At 42.7% G+C, this 20,903-nt stretch carries 21 protein-coding genes, 1 tRNA gene and 4 pseudogenes; 17 read left to right on the top strand and 9 right to left on the bottom strand.

What is annotated here, in order from left to right; translation table 11 throughout:
* Nucleotides 1-278: 278 nt before the first annotated feature.
* The 6 genes and pseudogenes from IQ224_RS11965 to IQ224_RS11940 form a co-directional block, all read left to right on the top strand.
* A pseudogene (locus IQ224_RS11965) lies at nucleotides 279-482 on the top strand (hypothetical protein); the annotation flags it as partial.
* Between the two features lie 70 nt (nucleotides 483-552).
* On the top strand, nucleotides 553-1,431 hold the full coding sequence (locus IQ224_RS11960) for an Hpt domain-containing protein (RefSeq protein ID WP_002747701.1): 879 nt from the start codon (nucleotides 553-555) through the stop codon (nucleotides 1,429-1,431).
* Nucleotides 1,432-1,702: 271 nt separating this feature from the next.
* On the top strand, nucleotides 1,703-3,778 hold the full coding sequence (locus IQ224_RS11955) for a BamA/TamA family outer membrane protein (protein ID WP_002747703.1): 2,076 nt from the start codon (nucleotides 1,703-1,705) through the stop codon (nucleotides 3,776-3,778).
* An 85-nt stretch (nucleotides 3,779-3,863) separates the two neighbouring features.
* A complete protein-coding gene (lpxC, locus tag IQ224_RS11950) occupies nucleotides 3,864-4,676 on the top strand; it encodes a UDP-3-O-acyl-N-acetylglucosamine deacetylase (protein ID WP_002738636.1) in 813 nt (270 codons plus the stop codon).
* 555 nt (nucleotides 4,677-5,231) lie between these two features.
* Nucleotides 5,232-5,525 carry a nucleotidyltransferase family protein gene (locus tag IQ224_RS11945; protein ID WP_002738918.1) on the top strand — a complete coding sequence of 98 codons (294 nt, stop codon included), beginning with the start codon at nucleotides 5,232-5,234 and terminating at the stop codon, nucleotides 5,523-5,525.
* Nucleotides 5,522-5,857, top strand: a pseudogene (locus IQ224_RS11940) (DUF86 domain-containing protein). The gene IQ224_RS11945 and the pseudogene IQ224_RS11940 overlap by 4 nt, the downstream one beginning before the upstream one ends.
* Nucleotides 5,858-5,969: 112 nt before the next feature.
* Here the strand turns inward: IQ224_RS11940 and gatA are convergent.
* Complete coding sequence (gatA, locus tag IQ224_RS11935) at nucleotides 5,970-7,421, bottom strand: Asp-tRNA(Asn)/Glu-tRNA(Gln) amidotransferase subunit GatA (RefSeq protein WP_194032983.1); 1,452 nt, start codon at nucleotides 7,419-7,421, stop codon at nucleotides 5,970-5,972.
* A gap of 135 nt (nucleotides 7,422-7,556) precedes the next feature.
* Here gatA and IQ224_RS11930 point away from each other — a divergent pair, with 135 nt between their 5' ends.
* The 3 genes from IQ224_RS11930 to hetL all read left to right on the top strand — a co-directional run bounded on the left by IQ224_RS11930 (nucleotide 7,557) and on the right by hetL (nucleotide 9,842).
* The gene (locus IQ224_RS11930; protein WP_194032982.1) at nucleotides 7,557-8,567 is read left to right on the top strand and encodes a DUF6398 domain-containing protein; all 1,011 of its coding nucleotides are present in this window, start codon (nucleotides 7,557-7,559) and stop codon (nucleotides 8,565-8,567) included.
* 197 nt (nucleotides 8,568-8,764) lie between these two features.
* Entirely contained in the window at nucleotides 8,765-9,127 is a 363-nt protein-coding gene (locus IQ224_RS11925) for a helix-turn-helix transcriptional regulator (RefSeq protein ID WP_194032981.1), read from the top strand.
* 52 nt (nucleotides 9,128-9,179) lie between these two features.
* A complete protein-coding gene (gene hetL, locus IQ224_RS11920; RefSeq protein ID WP_194032980.1) occupies nucleotides 9,180-9,842 on the top strand; it encodes a heterocyst differentiation pentapeptide repeat protein HetL in 663 nt (220 codons plus the stop codon).
* A gap of 118 nt (nucleotides 9,843-9,960) precedes the next feature.
* On the opposite strand, the gene IQ224_RS11915 is transcribed toward hetL, so the two are convergent.
* Genes IQ224_RS11915 through IQ224_RS11905 form a run of 3 tightly spaced genes read right to left on the bottom strand, consistent with a single transcriptional unit; the run spans nucleotide 9,961 to nucleotide 11,780 of the window.
* Entirely contained in the window at nucleotides 9,961-10,098 is a 138-nt protein-coding gene (locus IQ224_RS11915; RefSeq protein ID WP_002739211.1) for a photosystem II reaction center protein K, read from the bottom strand.
* A 50-nt stretch (nucleotides 10,099-10,148) separates the two neighbouring features.
* A complete protein-coding gene (tgt, locus tag IQ224_RS11910) occupies nucleotides 10,149-11,273 on the bottom strand; it encodes a tRNA guanosine(34) transglycosylase Tgt (protein WP_002747714.1) in 1,125 nt (374 codons plus the stop codon).
* Between the two features lie 45 nt (nucleotides 11,274-11,318).
* Nucleotides 11,319-11,780: a hypothetical protein gene (locus IQ224_RS11905; protein ID WP_002738355.1), complete on the bottom strand. Its 462-nt coding sequence runs from the start codon at nucleotides 11,778-11,780 to the stop codon at nucleotides 11,319-11,321.
* A gap of 464 nt (nucleotides 11,781-12,244) precedes the next feature.
* Here IQ224_RS11905 and IQ224_RS24120 point away from each other — a divergent pair.
* From IQ224_RS24120 to IQ224_RS24115, 3 genes and pseudogenes are all read left to right on the top strand, one after another.
* Nucleotides 12,245-13,005, top strand: a pseudogene (locus IQ224_RS24120) (RNA-guided endonuclease InsQ/TnpB family protein); the annotation flags it as partial.
* A 59-nt stretch (nucleotides 13,006-13,064) separates the two neighbouring features.
* Nucleotides 13,065-14,498 carry a TM0106 family RecB-like putative nuclease gene (locus IQ224_RS11890; protein ID WP_194032979.1) on the top strand — a complete coding sequence of 478 codons (1,434 nt, stop codon included), beginning with the start codon at nucleotides 13,065-13,067 and terminating at the stop codon, nucleotides 14,496-14,498.
* A 102-nt stretch (nucleotides 14,499-14,600) separates the two neighbouring features.
* Nucleotides 14,601-14,843, top strand: a complete 243-nt coding sequence (locus IQ224_RS24115) for a hypothetical protein (RefSeq protein ID WP_002738501.1) — start codon at nucleotides 14,601-14,603, stop codon at nucleotides 14,841-14,843.
* Between the two features lie 10 nt (nucleotides 14,844-14,853).
* Here IQ224_RS24115 and IQ224_RS11885 read toward each other — a convergent pair whose 3' ends face one another.
* Complete coding sequence (locus IQ224_RS11885; protein ID WP_002747727.1) at nucleotides 14,854-15,234, bottom strand: hypothetical protein; 381 nt, start codon at nucleotides 15,232-15,234, stop codon at nucleotides 14,854-14,856.
* A 240-nt stretch (nucleotides 15,235-15,474) separates the two neighbouring features.
* On the opposite strand from IQ224_RS11885, the gene mtnB reads away from it, so the two are divergent.
* Nucleotides 15,475-16,092, top strand: a complete 618-nt coding sequence (gene mtnB / locus IQ224_RS11880) for a methylthioribulose 1-phosphate dehydratase (protein WP_194032978.1) — start codon at nucleotides 15,475-15,477, stop codon at nucleotides 16,090-16,092.
* Nucleotides 16,093-16,140: 48 nt separating this feature from the next.
* Here mtnB and IQ224_RS11875 read toward each other — a convergent pair.
* Nucleotides 16,141-16,211, bottom strand: a tRNA-Cys gene (locus IQ224_RS11875).
* 135 nt (nucleotides 16,212-16,346) lie between these two features.
* Here IQ224_RS11875 and IQ224_RS11870 point away from each other — a divergent pair.
* Nucleotides 16,347-16,682 carry a hypothetical protein gene (locus tag IQ224_RS11870; RefSeq protein ID WP_036402579.1) on the top strand — a complete coding sequence of 112 codons (336 nt, stop codon included), beginning with the start codon at nucleotides 16,347-16,349 and terminating at the stop codon, nucleotides 16,680-16,682.
* A gap of 187 nt (nucleotides 16,683-16,869) precedes the next feature.
* Here IQ224_RS11870 and IQ224_RS11865 read toward each other — a convergent pair whose 3' ends face one another.
* Together IQ224_RS11865 and IQ224_RS24745 are read right to left on the bottom strand one after the other, a co-directional pair.
* Complete coding sequence (locus IQ224_RS11865; RefSeq protein WP_305070307.1) at nucleotides 16,870-17,301, bottom strand: calcium-binding protein; 432 nt, start codon at nucleotides 17,299-17,301, stop codon at nucleotides 16,870-16,872.
* Between the two features lie 98 nt (nucleotides 17,302-17,399).
* On the bottom strand, nucleotides 17,400-17,657 hold the full coding sequence (locus IQ224_RS24745) for a hypothetical protein (RefSeq protein ID WP_370583145.1): 258 nt from the start codon (nucleotides 17,655-17,657) through the stop codon (nucleotides 17,400-17,402).
* A 252-nt stretch (nucleotides 17,658-17,909) separates the two neighbouring features.
* On the opposite strand from IQ224_RS24745, the pseudogene IQ224_RS11855 reads away from it, so the two are divergent.
* A pseudogene (locus tag IQ224_RS11855) lies at nucleotides 17,910-18,623 on the top strand (IS1 family transposase); the annotation flags it as partial.
* A 268-nt stretch (nucleotides 18,624-18,891) separates the two neighbouring features.
* On the opposite strand, the gene IQ224_RS11850 reads toward IQ224_RS11855, so the two are convergent.
* Entirely contained in the window at nucleotides 18,892-19,872 is a 981-nt protein-coding gene (locus IQ224_RS11850; protein ID WP_084990102.1) for a DUF4351 domain-containing protein, read from the bottom strand.
* 27 nt (nucleotides 19,873-19,899) lie between these two features.
* Between IQ224_RS11850 and IQ224_RS11845 the strand changes: the two genes are divergently transcribed.
* Together IQ224_RS11845 and IQ224_RS24590 are read left to right on the top strand one after the other, a co-directional pair.
* Nucleotides 19,900-20,157: a hypothetical protein gene (locus IQ224_RS11845; RefSeq protein WP_036399236.1), complete on the top strand. Its 258-nt coding sequence runs from the start codon at nucleotides 19,900-19,902 to the stop codon at nucleotides 20,155-20,157.
* Between the two features lie 114 nt (nucleotides 20,158-20,271).
* Complete coding sequence (locus tag IQ224_RS24590; protein ID WP_255527424.1) at nucleotides 20,272-20,406, top strand: hypothetical protein; 135 nt, start codon at nucleotides 20,272-20,274, stop codon at nucleotides 20,404-20,406.
* Nucleotides 20,407-20,903: the final 497 nt, after the last annotated feature.

The raw sequence follows: 20,903 nt of genomic DNA, 5'->3' as shown, positions 1-20,903 counted from the left end.
AATATCATCGGGTAATTTTGAGAGATTGGCCAGGGTTCTTTTTTTGACTTGATCTCCTTCTCGGTAGGACTCCCGAAGAAGAACGGCGGGGGGGGAATTACGGTTAGGAACTTTTTCTATATACATGGCTATCATTCTAGCAAATGGAGAGAATTCTTATCCATTAAGAAATGTTACAAATTACATGGGTACATTAAGAAAAGTTAAGGGGCGTATCCATTGATGGATAAGGGTTTTGGGCTATTGTAGTATATATGTATGGGGAAGTTCAGATATTTGAAAACTTATTGGCATGGGGTAATTTTAACTCCCCTGATAACTTAAGAAGTAAACTTTACCATCTTTTCAATTCTCTATCCAATGACACGGTTGGCTATTTGACGGGATGGTCTTGGATTTTAGAAGCTTTAGGTCTGTCAGGACTTCAGAAAAATGGTATTAACTTGTCCCCGTCGGGTCTAGTTTTCCTAGCCATTGCCTGATAAGTGATATATTTACTGAAAAACTGGGCAATCTAGAACTAAACAGCATCGTGATAAGGGGGATAAGACTTTGGACTTCGCTAACGCTCAGAAAATTCTCGGCTATTTCATCGAAGAAGCAAAAGAACACCTGGAAACTTTGGAACAGGGGATTTTAGACTTAGGCAATCTCGTCAACAACAATGAACAGATGAACGAGATGTTTCGTGCCGTCCATTCCGTCAAGGGGGGGGCGGCCATGTTAGGTTATAGTAGTATCCAAAAAACTGCTCACCGTCTTGAGGATGCTCTTAAAATACTGAAAGAAAATCCTCTAGAAGTCGATCAAAAATTAGAGTCTTTGTTCCTCAAGGGTTATGATCTGCTTCAGGTATTAATCGATAAGCTGCAGGAGCCCTTAGGTTTGCAAAGCGAGGAAGCTAACGCCATCGTTAAAAACGGTGAAGCGACTTTTGCCGAATTACAGGCCCATCTTAACTATCTTCTCGGCCAGGGAAAATCTACCTCTGCTATTGCGGCAGCCCCTTCTATCTCCATTAGCGTCAGAGATATCCTCAAACAGATGTTACAACTGTTTAAACAGCAAGAAACCAGCGCTTCCCGTCAGCAATTACAAAAATTAATTTCATCTCTGTCTCAATTGGCTTCAGAACAGCAACAATGGCAATATTTAGTTAAAAATGCTCAATCGGCTCTGGCTAACCCCAAACATTCCTACCGTACTCTCGCCCCAGTTATCATTAAAGAATTAAAACAAGCCAGTGATTTATTAGCATGGGGTCGCGGGGAAGAAATCACCGTCAGTCAAGAATTGCAATTATTAGCTACCGCCAAATTACCACAAATCCTGATTACCCTAGAACCCGAATTAGCAGCTAGTACCCTGCGGCAAATGTTCAATCGCCAACAGGTCTCGCAACTGGTACAGTTATTACAAAAAAGACGTTAACAGCTGCCCTGGCGTAATTAATTGTGCGCCAACCGAGGTGGCAATAATTCTCGATGGTGAATTGGGATAGAGCCAAACCAGAAAAAGCTAAGATATGGCAAGATAAAAACTTAATGCTGACGGCTGACAAATATCAGACCCGAGGCAGCATCTCTTGAGTCACCGGTCAAGCTGGGATTTACTGAGAGTAAGCGATCTGCTAGAGTTTTAACGTTCGTTAAATTTCTCGGGCAGAGAAAACAAACAAAACCATAATGGTGTTACTGGGTGTGTGGAAGTGCTTAAAAATCTCAATTTTTCGAGGCGATACTCCTCGCTGGCCCTGCTGCTGGCTATTTTCGGATTATTTCACGGGACGGCAATTGCCCAAGAAGAACCCCCAGAGACGGTTTTTCCCCGCGTCGAGCAGCTAGTACAGTCTCCTCCTGCGACGGGAGAAACTACTCCACCCGTGGCACCACCGACGGAAACTCCGACGGAAAACCCAATCCCTACAGAAACTCCCACCGCAGCTCCACCAGCACCGGCGGAGGAGTCGCGGGTTTTGGTGGCTGAAGTGGTAGTACAAGGGGCTAATCGAGAATTAGAAAATCTAGTTTATAATACCATTCGCACCCGACCTGGACGAAGCGCGACTCGATCGCAATTACAAGAAGATATTAACGCCGTTTTTGCCACGGGCTTTTTTGCCGATGTGCGGGCAGTTCCCCAAGATACGCCCCTAGGAGTGCGAGTTACCTTTGAGGTGCAACCTAACCCCGTTTTTCAGGGTGTACAGATTCAAATTGCCCCAGAAACCGTGGACAAATCGATTTTACCTGCCGGGGTGGTCGAGGAAATTTTCGCTAGTCAATACGGCAAAACCCTGAATTTACGGGAACTACAGGCGGGGGTAAAAAAAATCAATGACTGGTACAGCAAAAACGGCTATGATCTAGCCCAGGTGATCGGTGCGCCGCAAGTCAATCCCGATGGTCGGGTTATTCTGGTCATTTCCGAAGGTTTAATCGAAAAAATTCAAGTACGTTATTTTAACGTCGAACAGGAACCAGTCAAGGCTAAAACCAGAGAATTTATCATTACTAGGGAAATGCGCCTAAAAGCGGGGGATATTTTCAACCGCAATACGGCCCAACAGGATTTACAGCGTGTTTTCGGTCTCGGTTTATTCGAGGATGTGCGTCTGTCTTTTTCCCCCGGCAGCGACCCAAGGGAGGTGATTGTTAACGTCGATGTGGTGGAAGGTAATACCGGTTCCGTGGCCGCTGGGGGTGGTATTAGCTCGAATGCAGGCTTATTCGGCACTGTCAGCTATCAGCAGCGCAATTTTGGCGGTAATAACCAAACTTTAGGGGCAGAAGTTCAGTTAGGGGAACGGGAATTTTTATTCGATCTGAGTTTTTCCGATCCTTGGATTGCCACGGATAATTTCCGCACTTCCTACACGGTCAACGTTTTCCGGCGACAGTCGATTTCTCTAGTTTATGATGGGGAAGATTCCTCAATTCGGACCCTTAACGATAATGATAGTCCCCGTATCGTCCGCACGGGTGGCGGTATTACTTTTGTCCGTCCTTTGGCCCCTGATGTTTTTACAAAACCAAAATGGGTGGTTTCCCTAGGTTTTAACTATCAACAGGTACAGGTGCAAAATGCCAATGGTGACATCTCCCCCCTGTCTGCACCTCTCAATGGTTTTGGCAGTCAAAAACTGGCGTTTAGTTCCTCTGGGACCGATGATCTATTTTCCCTCAATATTGGCGCTATTCAAGATTTTCGCGACAATCCCCTGCAACCCACCAGTGGTTCTTTCCTGCGTCTAGGTTTAGAACAAACTGTCCCGGTTGGTTCTGGCAGTATTTTCGGAACTCGTGTTCGGGGTAGTTACAGTTACTTTATCCCCGTTCGGTTTATTAATCCCTTTAATCTCTTTGAAACCGATATTTTTAAAGGTCAGCAATCCCTAGCTTTTAATGTGCAAGCAGGGACAGTATTAGGCGACTTACCCCCCTACGATGCTTTTATTGTTGGGGGTAGTAACTCTGTACGGGGTTACGCCGAGGGAGAAGTGGGTAGCGGTCGCAGTTATTTCCAAGCGACGGCCGAATATCGTTTTCCCATTGTGGCAATTATCGGAGGGGCATTATTTGTCGATTTCGGCACTACTATTGGTTCCCAAGGTGATGTCCCCGGTCAACCCGGTATTGTCCGGGATTTACCCGGTACTGGTCTCGGTTACGGTTTAGGTGTTCGGGTACAATCTCCTGTCGGCCAAATTCGGGTTGACTACGGTTTTAATGTCGATGGTAGTTCTCGTATCCATTTCGGTATCGGGGAACGATTCTAATCAGTTATCAGTTATCAGTTACCAGTTATCGATGAATTTAGTTATTTTTGCTGTTCACTGATAAAAGCTTTATTACTTGATAATTATGGTTTCTACTATCTCTAAACAATTTGAATTATCGGGAATTGGACTGCATTCGGGGGAGATAACACGGGTGCGCGTCTGTGGGGCAAATCCAGGAGAAGGACGTTATTTTGTCCGCAGAGATCTAGCCAATCAACCGATTATTCCCGCTCTAGTTTCTTCGGTTTACCAAACGACTTTATCAACAGAATTGGGACGAGGAGAAGCAAAGGTTAGAACTGTTGAGCATTTATTAGCGGCCTTAACCGCTTTGGGGGTAGAGGATGCTCGCATTGAGGTGGATGGTGCGGAAATTCCCCTCCTCGATGGTTCGGCTAAAATCTGGGTGGAAGCGATCAAAAATGCTGGTTTAAATAACTCTTTTTCTCCATCAGATTTAACCATTTCTCAACCGATTTGGTTGTACGAAGGGGATGCTTTTGTGGCGGCGATTCCTTCCCCTGAATTACGTTTTACCTACGGCATCGATTTTACTTATAAACCGATCGGTAATCAATGGTATAGTTGGAGTCCTAATCAAGAAAGTTTTCAAAATGCGATCGCAGATGCTCGGACTTTCGGTTTTGCCGATCAAATTGAATATCTGCAAAAGGCTGGTTTAATTAAAGGAGGCAGTTTAGAAAATGCTTTGATCTGCGATCAAAATCAATGGTTAAATCCTCCTTTACGCTTTGATAATGAGCCAGCAAGACATAAATTATTGGACTTAATTGGTGATTTGAGTTTACTGGGAACCATTCCCACTGCTCATTACATGGCTTTTAAAGCCAGTCATAAACTTCACGTTCAACTAGCTAAAGCAATTCAGGGTTAATTAGGGTTTGCGGCAAAAAGTTTTTCGTGGGGGTAGGGTGGAGGGATTCCCCTTCCCTTAATTTCTCGAGATGAAAACGTAAAATCCTGCTGAAGTTGATTAACTCCCCATAACGAGCAGTATTAACATTTAGTTTAAATGCTCCTCGTGGGCATTTGCCACGATTAGCATGGAGAGACTGGTATCTTGAAGAATACGAATGTCTGTTTTAGGGTATGGTCTTCTTTTTTTATTGTATAGTTTGATCGCCCTCTTGTCGGTTTGGTTAAAGGCAAGAAACCCAACACTATCGGAAGCAAGATTAAATAGGGTATGATGGACGTTGGATAGAAGGGTTTAATGAAAGTGCAAGGGTTTTAAGTCCCTCAGATCGATTCCTCAACCTTTGTTTCTTGCACTTTTTTTGAAAAAAAAGCATATAACCCTTTTCTAGTAAAGCTTTTACCAATATTCAGCAAGCCCTAAATAAAGAGTGAGAAACAAACTAAATCCCTACCCCAAGAATCGATAAAAGGAAGCTTTTTTCGACAAAATTTACCGCCAACTAAGTAGATCATGAAAATTGACGAATTACTCAAGAACAAACGAGAAAAAATCCTTGCTATTGCTGCTAAACACGGCGCAAATAACGTGCGAATCTTTGGTTCTGTTGCACGGGGAGAAGCTGACGAAAAAAGCGATATTGATTTATTAATTGATTATTGTAGCGAACGTCGGAGTCCCTGGTTTCCTTTGCCGTTAATTCGAGAACTGGAAGACTTGTTAGGCTGCAAAGTTGATATTGTTACCGAACAGGGACTTAAAGATAGAATCAGAGAGCGGGTACTTAAAGAAGCAATACCACTATGAGGGATGATACCGAACGCTTGCGGGATATTTTAGAAGCAATTGAGCGTGTAGAAAAGTATGCTCGCTAGGGAAAAACCGTGTTTGAACAACAAGAATTAATTCAAACTTGGATTGTCTATCATTTACAAATTATTGGTGAAGCAGCTAGAGCAACTTCTCAAGAATTTAAAGCAAGATATCCCGCAGTTCCTTGGCGAGATGCCGGCGATCTAAGAAACTTAACTATTCATGAATATTTTCGTATTAATCTAGAGATTATTTGGGATATTGTTGACAATGATATTCCTCCTCTAAAAGGACAAATCGAAGCTATTTTACAGGAATTGATTTGACGAAACCCAACCCAATTACTTAAGTGTTGGGTTTCACTATCGTTCAACCCAACTACTTTATTCTTCGATTTACTTGATGGCTACCGGCAAAAGATAGCCATCGGCAATTGTATCAATTTGTAAAAGATGGTTGACGTTTGTGCCAATCGGTGGCCTGTTCGTAGGCGTGGGCGACATGAAATAATTGATCTTCGCGCAGCACATTACCGACTAATTGTAAACCGATCGGCAAACCTTGCCCATCAAAACCACAGGGAAGACTTAACCCAGGTAAACCGGCTAAATTGACGGGAATAGTCATTAAATCCGATAAATACATACTCAGAGGATCCGCCGTTTTTTCCCCGGCTTTAAAGGCTGTGGTGGGTGAAGTGGGAGAAACTAACACATCTACCGATTGAAAAGCTCGATCGAAATCCTCTTTGATCAAAGTCCTCACCTTTTGTGCTTTCAGGTAATAAGCATCATAATAACCCGCCGAGAGGGTATAGGTTCCCAACATAATCCGGCGCTTAACTTCCGCACCAAAACCCTGAGCGCGAGTCTTGGTGTACATATCAATTAAACTATCGGCATCTTCCCGAATACCGTATTTAACCCCATCGTAACGGGCTAAATTCGCCGATGCTTCCGAGGGGGCGATAATGTAGTAGGTGGGCAATCCGTAACGGAAACGGGGACAAGAAATCTCTTTAATTGTGGCACCGAGGGCCTTTAACTGCGCTAAAGCTTGATTAACTGCCTCGGCAACCACCTGATCCAACCCTTCCCCGAAAGTTTCCTTAATTACGCCAATTTTTAACCCTTTTAAACTGGTTTTCAGGAATTGGCTATAGTCGGGAATCGGCAGATTGAGACTGGTAGAATCTTGGGGATCGTAACCTGCGATCGCTTGTAATAAAATCGCCGCATCTTCCACGGTACGACCAAAAGGACCAATCTGATCAAGAGAAGAAGCGTAAGCCACCAAACCAAAGCGAGAAACTAAGCCATAGGTCGGTTTTAGCCCAACAACGCCACAAAACGAAGCCGGTTGACGAATTGAGCCACCGGTATCCGATCCTAGGGCCACCACGCATTCTTGAGCGGCCACAGCCGCAGCCGAACCCCCCGAAGATCCCCCCGGCACCCGGGATAAGTCCCAAGGATTAGCGGTAACGTGATAACCAGAGTTTTCCGTGGAACTACCCATGGCAAACTCGTCTAAATTAGTTTTACCGACGATAACTGCCCCTAAATCCCGTAATTTTTGGGTAACGGTGGACTCGTAGGGGGGGACAAAATTCTCTAAAATCCGAGAAGCGCAGGTGGTGGGGATACCCTTGGTGCAGAGATTATCTTTTAATGCGATGGGAATACCTGCCAAGGGATGCAGAGATTCACCTCTGGCGATTTTCTCGTCCACTTTTTGGGCTTGTGCGAGGGCTAAATCCGGGGTTAAATGGAGAAAGCTTTTTACTTGTGGTTCGATCGCTTGAATACGGGCGATAAATTCTGTGGCGATTTCGACGGCTGTTTTTTCTTTATTAACGAGTTGTTGATGCAGTTGACGAATCGAAGTCATGTTCAGTTACCGGTTACAACCACCGTCAGGAGCAAGCAACAACCCCGGACAGCAAAGACTATTTTAGCGTCAGTTTGGTCGTCGGTCAGCTAATCCCCTAAAATTAAAGGAAAGCCTCGCAGGAAAACTAGAGTTATGACTTTTAATATCCGACAATTAGATAATTTAGACTACGATGAAGCCGAACCCCTACTAGAAGATTATATTACTGGAGCGATCAAAGAATATATCAATTCGCCAGAAGGACAGGCCTATTATCAAGAAAAAGAAGAAGGTGGTGGTTGGATTGCTACCTTGATTGAGTTGGGCTATCTCTATGAAGGTTATACCCTTGCTACCATGACTAAGGCTGATGTGCAGATCTTAATGGAGAAGATTTTACCGCGTAAAATTACTATCCTCGATCCGACGGAAACCGAGGACGCTATCCCTGAATTAATTAGTTTTTGGCAATTTTTGGGACGAGAATATAAATTAACTCAGGCTAGGGCTATTATTAAATATTTAGAGCAATTAGGCGATCGCTTTGGTCAACTGATGAACGATCCCAACAGTGCCGGTTTTATGAAAAATCTCTTGTTACAAGCGCATCAGCAGGGTTTTGATATCACCAGTCAGGAGGGTTTAACAGCTTTTCAAGAAAAATATAATGCTGAACAAAGTGCTAAACAGCAAGCGGCAGCAACATTGAAAAAAACGCCCCCAGCTGTTCCTAAATCGGAAAATGTTCCCAAGGCAATGCAGGCCAAATATCAAGAAATTACCGCTATTACCGATAAATTTGCCGCTAAATATCTTAATGAAGAATACGCCCAACTTATTCGCCAATTAACCGCAACTTTAGCTCGTAAGCGTCCCTCTCCCCTAGAAAAAGGTAAAGCCAATTCCTGGGCTGCCGGCATTACTCACGCCCTAGGAATGGTCAATTTTCTCTTCGATCCTACTCAAAATCCCCACATTTCGGCCACAGAACTTTATCAGGCTTTTGGGGTTGCCCAAAGTACAGGACAAGCTAAATCAAAACAAGTGAGAGATTTACTGAAGATGTCCTATCTTGACTCAGAATGGGCTTTACCAAGCAATTTAGAGAACCATCCTAGCACTACTGTCCGGAACTTAATCACTACCATGCTCGGTGATAGTTAGGGTTTGCGATAAAAAGTCTGTTGGTGGAGTTAGACGGCACTCTTGCAGCAGTAGATTCCTGAATAACCCAATCTCGATCGAGTTTGCCGACTAGACTCTAGTTACCCTTCCAGTTAAACTATAGTAGTCAATAGTTATAAAGTTTTAAACGATAACCTATTGTCAGCCTTTTTAACTGGTCACTTTATTACCCACCTATGTTAGACAGTTTCTCCCCCCAAACCTCTAGCCTCGTCCTCGCTTCGGTGGCGGACTATTTCAAAGTCCTGTCGGAAGTCAGTCGCCTACAGATTCTCAGTTGCTTGCAATTAGGCGCGATGAATGGTAAAGAAATCGCTGAAGCTACCGGACTAGGTCAGGCCAATCTCTCCAAACACCTGAAAGCTTTAACCCAAGCGGGAATTATCTCGCGGCAACCCCAAGGAGTCAGCGTTTACTATCAAATTACCGACCCCGTGATCTATGATCTCTGTCAGGTGGTTTGCGATCGCATTAGTCAGCAAATGCGTCAACGAGTCCTGGAATTCGAGAGTCTGCCGGCTTTCCATCTCCCTAAATAAAAATCACCAAACCCTTGACATTTTACCTCAATTATGATAAGGAAAAGTTTCCATGCTCGTAGAAAAACTTTGTCAACGCTATCGGGAGGGAGAAAGAGATTTTCGGGGGATTAATTTGCGGGAAGGCGACTTAACTAATATTTACCTCCCAGAAGTCGATTTTTGCCGTGCAGATTTGCGACAGGCCCGGTTAGGAAAAATACGCCTTGCGCGATCGCTGCTGAGGGAAGCGGATTTAAGTGAGGCGATTCTCTGGGGAGCAGATTTAAGTCAAGTGGACTTTTATCGAGCTTGTTTACGCGATGCGGACTTAAGCGGAGCTAATCTGATCGAAGCCAATTTAGAAGCCGCTTATTTAACCAAAGCCGTCTTAAACGGTGTTAATCTCAACAGTGCTAATCTCCAGCAGGCCCTATTAATCGATGCGGATTTTCGCTCCACTTCCGACCAACGCACGGACTTAGGCAAAACTAACTTTTGCGGAGCCGATCTCAACTATGCTAATCTGAGCGGTTCCCTGTTATATCGAGCTAATTTGGCTAATTGCCGACTTTGCCGGGTTAATTTTCGCGCTAGTCCCGAAAGAGACGGATTTATCACCGATCTCACCGGGGCCAGTTTCCGGGGTGCGGATCTCAGTTATGCTGATTTGCGCGGGGCAATTTTAGAAGATGTGGACTTAACCGGCGCTGATTTAACCGGGACTTTGTTTTAATCTGGGAAGCTTTTTCAGTGGTCAGTAAACAGTAAACAGTGAAAAGATGTCATTTTACTTAAAACTCAAATCTGCTCACTGATAACTGCTCACTGATAACTGATAATTGAGGGTCGATTTATTTAAAACCGACGGATGCTTGCCAAACAAAAGCCAGCAAGAGGAAAAATAGGGGAATCAGGGGCAAGACATCGACTAAGGGGTCGAAAATTTGGTATGCTTCTGGCAATTTGGCGAACAAAAGTGCAGTTTCCATCTCTCTATCTACCTTGACAAGAAAATTTTTAAACGTTTCCTGAAATTTTATCACGTTGGGGTAACATCTACGGCATCCTCAAGCCAAGGAGCAAAATCTTGGGCAAAAGTCCCCCCTAGGATAGATTGACGAATTTCACGGGTAAATCTGATTAATTCGGCGATATTGTGCAGAGATAAGAGAATATAACCCAACATCTCCCCCGATTTAATTAAATGATTCAGATAGGCACGGCTAAAGTGTTGACAGGTGTAACAGGGACAGGTCTCGTCTAAAGGGGCGAAATCCTCCTTAAAACGGGCATTTTTGAGGTTCCAACGCTCTCCCCGCACCAAAGCCGTGCCATGGCGACCAAAACGGGTGGGAATGACGCAATCAAACAGATCTATGCCACTAGCGATCGCCTTGGCCATTTCTCGATAGGTTCCCACTCCCATCAGATAACGGGGTTTATTTTCGGGGAGTAAAGGGGCAGTTATCTGGACAATGCGATGAATTAGGCTCGTTTCTTCCCCCACACTCACGCCACCGATAGCATAACCGGGTAAATCGAGTTTTACTAAAGATTCCGCCGCTGCTGCCCGTAAATCCTCATAAATTCCCCCCTGCACTATGGCGAATAAAGCCTGTTCTTGAGGTCGTTGATGGGCCGTCAGACAGCGCTCTAACCAGCGATAGGTGCGTTCTATGGATGCTTTCATGGTCTCATGACTGACTCCCGTGGGGGGACATTCATCGAAGGCCATAATCACATCAGCACCGAGGGCATTTTGAATCTGAATCGATTTTTCCGGCGTGATTTCGATTATTCTACCGTCCCGAGGCGATCGAAAGGTGACTCCCGACTCTTTAATTTGCCGCAGTTGACTAAGACTAAATACCTGAAATCCACCCGAATCTGTTAATATTGGCTGATTCCATGCCATAAAATCGTGTAAACCTCCCGCTTTCTCGATAATACTTTCTCCGGGCTGCAGATGCAGGTGATAGGTATTAGCGAGAATCATTTGCGCCCCCGTGCTGGCGATTTGAGCGGGGGTCAAACCTTTCACCGTGGCCAAGGTTCCCACGGGCATAAAACGGGGTGTTTCTACCGGTCCGTGGGGAGTATGCCAAACCCCAACCCGCGCACCAGTTTGGGGACACTGGGCGATTAATTCAAAGGAAAATCCCACTGTTTCAGTTATCAGTTATCAGTTATCAGTATTTTTGCTTGCTGCCTAAAAGGGGCAATCGTTGTCGTCTTCGTCTTCAAACTGCACATCCCACTTAGCAGAAAGTACCTGAGTGACCATGGCTTCGAGGGTATCGGCATTGAGACGGGCTTTCATATCGGGGTCTTGCAGTGGATTACTCAGGGGAATCAGCCGTAATTGCCGATTGTCTTGAACCAGATCAAAATAGGTTTCACCGTCGGGAGAGCGGGTTAGACGCAGATAATCGAAGCTATAGGTATTGAGATAAAGACTGTAGTTAGCCACTAGGGTGCTTTGCTGATAATCGGCGAAAACTTCCACTATCCATCCCTCCCCTTCACTCTGAATCACCCCTTCGAGACTATGGATGTAGCGAACTCGTCCGATATCATCGAGGAGACGACGCATATCTTCTTTAGCGATGACCACGCCAGAATCAATAATACAGGGGGCGGGCAGGGGCTGTGAGGGCGGATGATAGTTCATAGGGATTGCCAGTAAAAAAATTTCCGTTAATAACCCACCGGAGGGGTTTCCACCGATTCCTGTTGCAATTTTTTTCGGGTTACGTCTCGATCTTAACCCAATCCGCTAGAACTTTTCACTGTTACTTAAGATTAAGACCGAAGAGGGATGATTAATTTCTGCTTACTAAATATTTACCTAAAATGTCGGCTTGAAGGAACCCTCGGTTTTACCCTATCCCTTATGGATAACTTTCTTAACAATTTTGTCAGTAAGCACTCCAACCCTTATCCTGACTTGATTTCAGTTTTTTCTTTGTTTTGTAAGGGTGTCAACAAGGAATATTACAGATTGTTAACCGAGTCTTGAAAGCGCTGTGGTACAAAGGGTTGAAATGTTAAGAAAGATGTGACTAATGGACAGGGTTTTACCGAGGGATGAAAGGCCAACCAGTATAGAACAGCACTTCGACACATTTCGACTGCCAGCTAATGCTAAAACTCGATATTAGAGATATAACCCCACAATTAGAGCCTACTAAAAAATGTCTAGGTTTAGACGTGGGACTAAAAGATCTTAATTCTGACAGCAACGGGAATACAGTAGAGCCTCCTAAGTATTATCGAAAATCAGAAAAACGCCTTAATAAACTGAATAGAAGAAAGTCGAAAAAGTTTAACAGAAGACAAAAGCAGTCAATAACTACAAAAAAGCTAGACAAAAGTACGTCAAGGAACATTTAAAAGTAAGTAGGCAGCGAGAAGAGTTTGCTAAAAAATTGGCACTCCGTTTAATTCAGTCAAACAACTTGATAGCTCAGGTCGATTTAAAAGTCAAAAACCTTGTGCGTAATCAAAAACTAGCCAAGAGTATTAATGACGCAGGTTGGTCGCCATTAAGAAAATGGCTTGAGTATTTTGGTATTAAATATCGCCGATTAACTATTGCAGTTAATCTAGCCTATACAAGTCAAGAATGCCTTAACTGTGGTCGGTTAGTCAAAAAGTCTCTATCAGTCAGAACTCATGTTTGTTTGTGTGGGTATATGGAAGATAGGGACAAGATGGCGGCATTAAATATACTCAAAAAAGCTACGATAGGGCATATTGGAAACTGGCACCTCGACTTGCGCTCGGTTTGGGGAGATTTAAGCTCTATCTTGGTTGGTAGTAATACGGCTCGAGTGAGCCTCACCGAACTCCTACCAAGACAGCTTAAGTCAATCAACCAAGAATCCCTCGCATGATTGCGATGGGAGTGTCAACTCACTGGTCCAGGAAAGCTCAACTTTTCTCCTTGTATATAATGCTACTGACCGATGATCTACTTCTAGATTACCAACGTTGTCAACGCCGTGGGTTTTTAAATATCTACGGCAATAGCCAAGAAAAAGACCCTGAGCGAGATTTTTTGCTTAAATTGCGTCAGGAGAGTCAAAGTCACGTTAAAAAAGTCCTACAAGACTCCTATCCCGATTATTATTCCCTGACTACCCCCACCGGCGATATTTTAGCCGCCGCTAGGGAAACGGAAGCTTTGATGGGTCAGGGGGTACCCTGTATTTATCACGGAGTCCTGTTACAATCCGGCTATCCCGTCTCTTTAACCGGTTCCCCCCATTTATTAATTAAACAGACAGGAGAGTCGAAATTTGGCGATTGGATTTATTATCCCCTCAATATTCAACTCGGTCGCCGTCCTAAGCCTGAATATAAAATGCTGGCTACTTTTTACGCCTATTTATTAGCCAGTATGCAGGGAGTTTTTCCCAATTACGCCGAAATTGTCCTACGTCGTCATAATCGCTATCGGGTGGAATTGAATCTCTGGTTAACTAAACTAGAGGAAATAATCAAAAAGTTCGGCGAAATGGTGATTAATCGCCAAGAACCAGAAGTTTTTATCTCGCGTCAGCGTTGCAGTTTATGTCATTGGTATAGTCACTGTTATGGTATCGCCCAAGCGAGTCAACATCTTTCTTTAGTCCCGGGGGTGACTCCCAGTCGTTACCAATTTTTACAATCTTTGGGGGTTTCCACCATGGAATCCCTGGCTCTTACCTGTCCTACCCGTATGGGGGAGGGGATGGGGGTAGAGGTGGCTAATCAGTTACAATTACAGGCCCAAGCAATTATTGAAAATCGGGCCTTTCGCAAAAGCAACGGCAAAACTGCTTATTTGTCCCCCCTACCGAGGGCCGAGATTGAATTTTATTTTGACATCGAAGCGGAACCAGAACAGAATTTAGATTATCTTTTGGGGGTTTTACGGGTTGACCATCGAGTTAATACCCAGCAATTTTATCCCTTTTTGGCAGAAAAGCCAGAAGATGAAGGCAGGATTTGGCAGGAATTCTTAACCTTAGTCATGCAGGATTATCAAGCACCAATTTTTCACTTTTCTGAGTACGAAGTGGAAACAATTAAACGATTAGGTTATCTTTATAAAACCCCTTCTTCTTTGATTAATCAGTTAGTTTCTCGCTGTTTTGATCTGCACTATCATGTAGTTAACTCGGTAACTTTTCCCGTGGAAAGTTATTCTTTAAAATCCCTGGCTAACTGGATTGGCTTTCAATGGCGCGATCGAGGAGTAAGCGGGGATCAATGCGTTTGGTGGTATGACCAGTGGTTAAAAACAGGAGATCGGACTTTATTGGCGGCTATTTTACGTTACAATGAGGATGATTGTCGCGCCACCTTTAGGCTAAAAGACTGGCTTGTAAACTTTTTAATTTGATTCTAAAGATTTATGACAAATAGGGAAGAATGTAACCGCTGCTACCCGTAGCCGTCAAGGGAAAATGATAGGCTATGGATGTGAAAACAGTCCCCTCACCCAATGGTGATCCCCATGTTCTCCCCACTTTTTCCGCTTCTACTCCTACTGCTTTCCTTCCTTAGTCTTCTCTGGTATCAAAAGACCGATAATGATATTTTTAAAGCTCTTGCCGTTAGTAGTTTGATTTTTGCAATTATTTGGGGCTTAGTTCTCGTTCATTGGTCAATTCACCTGCTGGGACTGCTGTTATTGTTAAAATTCAGAACCCCCGCTTTCAGTTTGGTGCGCGTACCTAGATGGTGATGGTTTGACCCTAATCTTCTAACTGTTGGCTAGGTACTTCGATCGCCTGTACATCGATCGTACCGGGAGGGGTGAGAATAATAAACTTACCCCCTTCCACTTTTAATGGTTCACCACAGTTAGGACATTGGCATTCCGTGCGATTAAAACCCGTAAATTCGTAGCTACAGACAGGACAGCTATCTTCAACTAAATTGCGTCGTAACCACCAGCGAAAAATCCCCCAAGCAATGACGGGGGAAATTATTAGGAATGCCACGAGAATTAAAAAACTATTGACTAACCAACCTAGTCCGATCGAGCCTAACAACAATCCGACTAAAATCAAAGATAAGAAACAACCCAAACCAGAATCATTGACAGAATAGCTGCGGAAAAAGTTGTTATTCACTGCTCAACCCTCGATTCATCAAAGCTGCAATTATCTTTAACCTAACACACTCCCAACACATTACCACGGTTAAATTTTCTTTTTGACTCACCGGTTCCTCACTCTATTCTGCCTTGGCTTTAGTTTTGAGCGAGATTATCCGGAATAAACTACCTCAACCCGCTATGCTCAGGAGTGGGTCGTCTGCGGGCTTCAACTTGTTATAATAGTTACTGCCTATCCACCATATCTCTAAAAATCATGAGTGATCCTCGTCTATCTCTAGTGGCAGCTGCCCGAAGATTTTATCAACTGGGTTGGATGCTTGGCACGGCGGGTAATTTATCCGCTAAAGTTGATGATCATAGTTTTTGGATTACTGCCAGTGGTAAAAGTAAAGGTAAACTCACAGAAGAGGATTTTGTGCGCGTGGATCTGACGGGAAAAGTCAGGGAATTAGCTCATCCGGATAATCGTCCTTCGGCAGAAACTAGCATTCATCAGGTGATTTATTGTCTCTTTCCCCAAGCACAAGCTTGTTATCATGTTCACTCGGTGGAAGCGAATTTAGTTTCCCGTTTTGCTCGCGAGGATAAGTTATCGTTACCTCCCTTAGAAATGTTGAAAGGTTTGGGTATTTGGGTAGAAAATCCTCAAGTATTTATGCCGGTTTTTGCTAACTATCTCGATGTGCCGAAAATTGCCGCAGAAATAAAGAGTAGATTCTCAACTTTCCCCCCAGAAATTCCCGCTTTACTGATTTCTTACCATGGCGTGACAGTTTGGGGTGAGTCTCTAGAAACTACTGAGAATTATTTAGAGATAGTCGAGTATATTTTTCGCTATTTAGTGGCAGCCTATCAAGTAAAACCTTGGTAAACCTTCATTTAGACAAGGTAATAAAAGAAAGACTGCCGATATTTGCCAAGGCGCCACCCAGATTCGAACTGGGGGTAAAGGTTTTGCAGACCTCTGCCTTACCACTTGGCGATGGCGCCGATCAAGCAGTATTTATCGTAGCATAACAGATGACAGTTTGCCAAGAGTGGAATACAAGGGTCAAGCGATCGATCTATAATTTATGGAGCGGTTCTCTAAATCTAGTGGGGTATTTTAGGCTTTAAAAAGCGATTATGATGAGAAATCCAGGATATTTACTAACTTTTATCGGTTTATTGGCTTTATCCTTGCCAGTAAAGGCTAATAATGCCGTTTACCTTAGCCAAAGTTCTAATACTGCCGCTACTTTCGACAGTTATCGTCAAGAATGTTTACAAAGAGCGCGTGGGGAGGGATTAGCTGCTGATGTGGCAAAAGATCTATGCGACTGCACGATTAAAAAATTCCAGGCTCGTTACAATCTACAGCAATTCCGCGCCCTCGTGCAGAAGTCGAAAACCGATAAGGCTGCCGCTAGAACTTTATCCAGTGTGGGAGAAGCTTGTTTTGATGAGATTTTGTACGAATAGCAGTTATCAGTGATCAGTTATCAGTAAACAGTTATCAGTTATTAGCTTTTTCTCTCCCTTCTTCCCGCTCCCTTCTCCCCAATTCATAATTCATAATTCATAATTCCCCTTTCCCCTCTCCTAGGGTGTTGAAAACGCTTACAGACCTTTTTAACCGCAAACACGCACCCTACAAGCTGTATTAAGATTAAACTAATACAAGTATATTAGAGGCGGTAAGAGTGGGTTTAGAACTAAGAGTTGCAATTTGAATAGCTGCTAGTGTACCTGTCCCGTCCCCATCAAAGAATAGTCCTCCAGTGATTGTATTATAAATAAAGCGATTGCTGGCATTTAATGCAGTTGTTCCTAACACGAATTGAGCGGCTGTAATCGCAACTCCTGCGGCTAAACCACCGCCAAAACCCGCAGCAGAGACAGCAATTTTATCCCCCTGACTGGAGAGAAAATCAGTAATTGTGTCAATCCCTTCATTGCGGTTGTTGAAGGTGAATTTATCGTCACCCGCACCCCCTGTTATGGTATCGTTACCAGTACCACCAATCAAGGTATCATTTCCCGCACTTCCTGTAAGGGTATTTTTACCACTATGACCGGTGATAATGTTATTTAGCAGCAATTCTCATTTTGAAACGATTTTGCGTTGTTTCAGCGATCTAGAGATTCGTTAAGAATTATTAACCCCTCTAGGTGCAAGGGTTTTAATGTCATGAAACCTTAAAATGAGAATTGCTGGTTATTTAAGGCGTTACCAGTTCCATTAATATTTGTAGTACCAGTGAGGGTGAGGTTTTCTAGGTTATTACCGAGGGTATAAGTAACCGATGATTGAACAGTATCTGTACCTTGGTTGGCATTTTCCGTAATCGTATCGGTAGTAGTATCAACTTGATAAGTATCATTCCCTAAACCACCGATGAGGGTATCAATTCCTGTTGCACCATTGAGGGTGTTATTACCACTATTACCGGTGATAATGTTATTTAATGTGTTACCAGTTCCATTAATATTTGTAGTACCAGTTAGGGTGAGGTTTTCGGTAATGATTCGGTAGTAGTGGCGTAGCTCTCTTGCTTACCTGGTATGAATTGTGTAAAATATTTATGAATAAAAATAATTGGAACCCGATCAGTCTTTAAACCTCTAGCTTGATCATGACTTTTCTGATAAATATCTTTTTCTGGCTTCTGTCTGGCTTACTCAAATATCAGTCTAGCACCGAACAAAATCCCCCCTTCACCTCTATTCCCCTGTCCTAATTGTGGTTCTCACCATAGGATTAAGAATGGTTCTATTCATAATGGAAAACCCAAACGTCAATGTAAAGAGTGTGGTCGTCAGTTTGTGATCAATCCCACTAATAAAACCGTCTCTGACGAAACCAAACAATTAATTGATAAACTCTTGCTCGAACGAATTTCCTTGCGAGGAATTGCTAGAGTAACAGGGGTAAGTTGGTCATTGTTACAAAATTATGTCAACAATAAACTGGCGGCTGTCCCCCGTCAAATAAAGGTTTCGGACAAACTAAAAGGTAAATTGGTTATAGAATGTGATGAGATGTGGTCTTTTGTTTTTTCTAAGACGATAAAGGTTTATATTTGGCGGTTAATTGATAGAAATACAAGGGAAATTATTGGCTGCTATGCGCGGAGATAGGAGTCGTCAATCAGCAAAAAAACTTTGGGCCAGTTTACCCGGTGTTTACCGACAATGCGCGGTTGCTTACACAGACTTTTGGGAGTCCTATAAGACAGTAATTCCTAGTAAACGTCATCGGGCAGTAGGTAAAGAAACTGGTCAAACTAATCCTATTGAAAGATTAAATAATACCTTTCGACAAAGGATTTCTCGGTTGGTGAGAGAGAGTCTATCTTTCTCTAAAAAAATGGAGAATCACGTTGGGGAACCCTTTGGTATTTTATCCATGACTACAATGCACAGCAAAGCAAAGAATTAAGCCGCCATCACTACTACCGAATCACCACCGGCAAAATCGAACAAAACATCGTCAATAGCAGGAAAAATCGGCAACAGGGTAGAAGTCATGACGTTAACTGCAAAGGTTTATTGCTAACAGTTTTAGCCTAACAATTGCCAATTTTTCAAGGGTGCTATCACAAAAATTAACATTTATTACAAGAAAACGGGTTTCTCAAAGAAACCCATTTTCTCATTTGTTGCGAAGATGCGATCGCTAACGTCAAAACTAGGCAGTTAAAGTATTTAACCAATTGATTAAATCTTCAACTGTAGAGAAATCGAATAAAGCTTCTCCTAATGCTTCGACATCATCAATACTTAACTCCATAATTTTAGTTTCCAATGAAGGATTAATCTCCCCTAACTTGCGTTTAAGTTGACGAAGAATCAATGTCTTTTCCCGTTCGATACCGCGTTCGATACCTTGTTCGATACCTTGTTCGATACCTTGTTCGATACCTTGTTCGATACCTAGTTCAATACCTTGACGCATCCAACTGGTGGTAATTTGCATAACTCCCTCCTGTACGGGTTGACTAAATGTGCTAATCTCTTCTTGAAATTGTCTCTCTTCCACTGGATTAAGATTGAGATATGTATCAATAAATCCGGAAATTAATTGCATTCTTGCTGAATCTAACCTTAAAGTAATTAACAAGCGCAGACATTCCGCTTTTACCTTGGCTCGCTCTTTCTCGGCAATGTTCATCCTAGCCATCAAAGCTGAAGCAACCGGATTCGGTTGATTAAGAAAATCTCGCCAATTTAATCGATTTAACTGCACTACTTGATAGTTAAATTCTAAGACCTTAAAATCGGGAAAATCGACTACATATTGACTAATTGCTTCTCTTTTTGGCTTTGAATAAGAAAAAATTACAATCGGATAAATCGGTAAGACAAATTTCTCATGAAAGCGAGCAAAATAAGTAAACATTCGCCGATTAAACCATTTTCGAGAACTTTCCTGCGCCTCGACATGAATCAGAAAAAAAGATTCTTTTCCTCGAAACTTAACCTGTGCGACTAAATCGCTTTCATGTCTTTCTCCTTCCGTGACATCGGTAAATACTTCTTTGTCTAAAAAAGTAATCGAGTTTCTATCTAAATAATCCATCAATTGAGGAAAAAATAACTCAATAAATTCGACAAAAAAGGTGGAGATTAACTCCTTAGATAAGCGATCATGGTCAATATTATTAGTCATGTAATGTCATCTTAACTAATCTGAGCGATGAATGACTACTCTTATCTATTGTATTCTGAAAAGTCGGTTTTGGCAACGGATTGTTATGACCTCACCCCCTTAACCTACAGCGATTGTCAAATTCGCCCAAAAGCCATCAGATTGAGCAAAATCGAACAAAACATCGTCAACAGCAGGAAGGCTCGGCAACAGGGTAGAAGTCATAACATTGACTGGAAAGATTTATTGCTAACAGTTTTAGCCCAACAATCCCCAATTTTTCAAGGGTGCTATCACAAAAATTAATATTTATTACAAGAAAACGGGTTTCTCAAAGAAAACGGGTTTCCTAAATAGTTTCTCAAAGAAACCCGTTTTCTCTGTTGAGAATGAAGCTTATCTCTGAATTACTTCCTCACCATGAAAATTTTAGCGGGTGATGGCGAGGGAGATAATTTCCGCGTTAACCTTTCTCTTTCAGCTAAAACCCCTCCAAAGCAATCTTACCCCTTGGAAGTCCAGAAAACGGGTTTCTCGAAGAAACCCGTTTTCTAAATAAAGGCAATCACTCTCCCCAATTCATAATTCATAATTCCCCTCTCCATTATCATACTTTGTGCTTTTTGTCAAAAAAACTTTTTTTTTGCAATAAAACTACATAAAAAAAAGATCATCGTTGTGGGTGAAATTGACTGATTTACCCGTCTTAATTAGGATAACCTTCTAGGTATGGCAAGGGTTTCAACCATTGCTGCCCAAAAAAGCATAAAATAACCCACTATGAAATTCTATCAAATCGCTGTAACCACGATAACATCGTTGTTAAATAAAAATCTTTCTCAATTAATTCTTAAGAATTTATAAATATTGCGGAATGTTAATTTAAATATTCTCAAGTTTTTGCAGTTAATAAATAATTTTTGCTTATCTTTGTCGGAAAATAGAACTTCTGCAAAAATCCAACATCTACCATTGGGTTAGGAGTCTCCGAGTCAGGATTCAGGAGTCAGGATTCAGGAGATTATTTTATTTATTCTCCCCACACCCTACAC

The organism is Microcystis sp. LEGE 00066 (genome assembly GCF_015207925.1).
Taxonomy (GTDB): Bacteria; Cyanobacteriota; Cyanobacteriia; order Cyanobacteriales; family Microcystaceae; genus Microcystis; species Microcystis ichthyoblabe_A.
This window is presented reverse-complemented; position numbering and strand designations above follow the sequence as displayed.